The organism is Endozoicomonas sp. ONNA1 (genome assembly GCF_024606325.1).
In the GTDB taxonomy this organism is placed as follows: Bacteria; Pseudomonadota; Gammaproteobacteria; order Pseudomonadales; family Endozoicomonadaceae; genus Endozoicomonas_A.
Genome location: NZ_JAHHPN010000981.1, coordinates 1 through 2,585, shown reverse-complemented (window position 1 = coordinate 2,585; position 2,585 = coordinate 1). Strand labels below are relative to the sequence as shown.

Below are 2,585 nucleotides of genomic sequence, written 5' to 3'. Positions count from 1 at the left end.
ACCAATTTATTGCAACCGCAGTAGGACAGCCTTAAGTCCGACAGGCTGCTAGTGCCTGTTGGTGTCGATGGATCAGTTTGCTTTCATTCTTCCTTCCAGAGTTCAGTGATTTTCGCAGTGTGGTAAAAACGACCATCATCTGACATGAAATTGGTAGTCACCAGAAAGCGGCTATCGGCACTGAAGCTGGCTGAGAGTACCGTGCCATCGTGACAGATAGTGATTTCTTTTTTCCATGATGCATCGTCTTTCAGGGTATGGATTTTTGCCTTCCTGTCCATAGTGAAGGTCACCACAAAGCGGCCATCGGTGCTGAAGGTGGCTGAACAAAAACAGACCCAATCTCTATGAAGGGTAGTGGTGTCTTCTTTCCATGATCCATTGTCATTGTGGCTATGAATTTTTGCCGCCCTGTCGATACTGGTGGTCACCATATGTCGGCTATCGGGGCTGAAGGTGGCTGAGAGGACTTTATGGTAGTGGTAGACAGTAATTTCTTCTTCCCATGATGCATCGGTCTTTTCGCCATAGATTTTAGCCGTATTATCGTCACTGGCGGTCACCAAGTGGCATCCATCGGCGCTGAAGGTGGCTGAGTTGATCCGATCTTCATGGGCAATGATGGCTTTTTTTAGCCATCGTCCGTTGTCCTGCTTGCCATAGATTTTAACCAGGTCATCCCTGCCAACAGTCATCACATGGCGGTCATCGGGGCTGAACCTGGCTGATTGGATTGGACCATCGCTGTCGATATGGCTGATGGTGAATTCTTTTTCCCATGACCCATCGTCCTGTTGGGCATAGATTATTGCCGTACAATCTTCACTGGCGGTCACCACACGGCGGGCATCGGGGCTAAATGTAGCTGAGTTGATAGCGTCATCATGGGAAATGGTGGCTTTTATTTTCCATGATCCATTGGCTGACCTGCCAGTGATTTTTAACACGTTATCTTTACCGACAGTCACCACATGGCGGTCATCGGAGCTGAAGGTGGCTGATTGGATCGGACCATTGTGGCTAATGGTGGCTTCTTTTTCCCATGGTCTATCGTCCTTTTGGGCAAAGATTTTTGCCGTACCATCTTCACTGGCAGTCACTATATGGTGGCTATCAGTGCTGAAGGTGGCTGAATTGACCTTGCCAGTATGTTGAACGGTCAGTTTTTTTGTCCATGATCCATCATCCTCTTGGCTAAAGATTTTCGCCTTGTGATCCGTACTGGCGGTTATTAAACGACAGTTGTCGCTACTGAAACTGGCTGATTTGACTGTACCATTGTGTCGGATAGTGACCTCTTCTTCCCATGATCCATCGGCCTTATGGCCATAGATTTTCGCTGTACAATCGTTACTGGCGGTCACCACACGACGGCTATCGGGGCTGAAGGTGGCCGAGTTGATCCTAAGGTCGTGGGGAATGTTGGCTTTTGTAATGGGGTGAATTATTTTTCTCAAGATATTGACGTACCGTGAGTCATCTGAAACCTTACTGTTGTGCCTGCAAAGTTGGACAAAATGGTACAAAGCTTCATAACCTGTTTCTGTCGTATTCCATTCCTTAACAGCTCTATTTGCACTGTCTAACGAATGACAATTGCCGTATTTTTTTAATAGCTTGTTTAAATTGTTAAGTTTTTCTTTTAAGTTATTTAATTCTGATCGACATACAGGGCAAGTTAAAACTGAAAGAGGAGGTAGCTCTCTTTGGAGCCACAGATTTAAACAAAGCACGTGAAAAATGTGATTGCATGGCGTTTTCACTAATCTTGCTGTACGTGAAAAGTGCTTACGACATATTGGGCACTCATTATCGGTAATTTGTGCATGTTTCACCTTATCCACTTTAAATGCATTATCGCGGAAAGCATTGATATTCATGTAATCATCCATTGTTTTCCTGGCAGGTACAGCGATGGCTCTACCCGCTCTGGTAAAGGATGGCGTACTTCCCAAACGCGTTTGATGATTACCACAGGATTGTCTTGTCTTTAATCCTTTTTGGCGCAGCACATTAGGCTGATGATTATGGGCGCGCCGCTTTGGTCTTGCTCCCTGCTGTGAGTATCCAGAGCCAGAGGCACTGTCGAAGCTATGAACTTGGTCGGTGGAACTGATTTCAGGCTCACGGGGTGAAGGGTCGGTATGCAACTGAATTAACCCTTCATTTAAGAAATGTTGTAATTCATGAAACGATGGGTGTTGGTGAAATTGCATAAAAGTATTTGAAAAAGAACTGGCAGATGTCAATGATTGTGCAGCAATTATAATCTCATGCGTTACCGCTGAATCTGATATTTGTCCTAACAGATGACGAATAAGTTCAAGTGGGTTTGAGTAGAACAGAAATAATTGAACGAAGTACTCAATAAAACAATATTTTTCAAATTGTCCTATAGGTGGCTGCTGGTCAGATTGATTGACCCTGTGGATTATATCCTGAACAATCTTATACAAAATATTCAGGTTGTTGTCGCCAGCTTTGGGAAGTGGTCGGTCAGGTGGAATGATCGGTCGTAGTGCAGACAGCTTGTCAGGGTCATTCAAAGTCCGTGTTTTATCGGTTGTAGCTTCTATCAACTGCTT

The 2,585-nt window shown here is 44.9% G+C and carries 1 protein-coding gene; it reads right to left on the bottom strand.

Going from position 1 to position 2,585, the window contains the following annotated elements; genetic code table 11:
• Nucleotides 1-83 precede the first annotated feature (83 nt).
• On the bottom strand, nucleotides 84-2,585 hold a 2,502-nt coding region (locus KDK19_RS23605), incomplete at its 5' end, for an RING finger domain-containing protein (protein ID WP_257255608.1).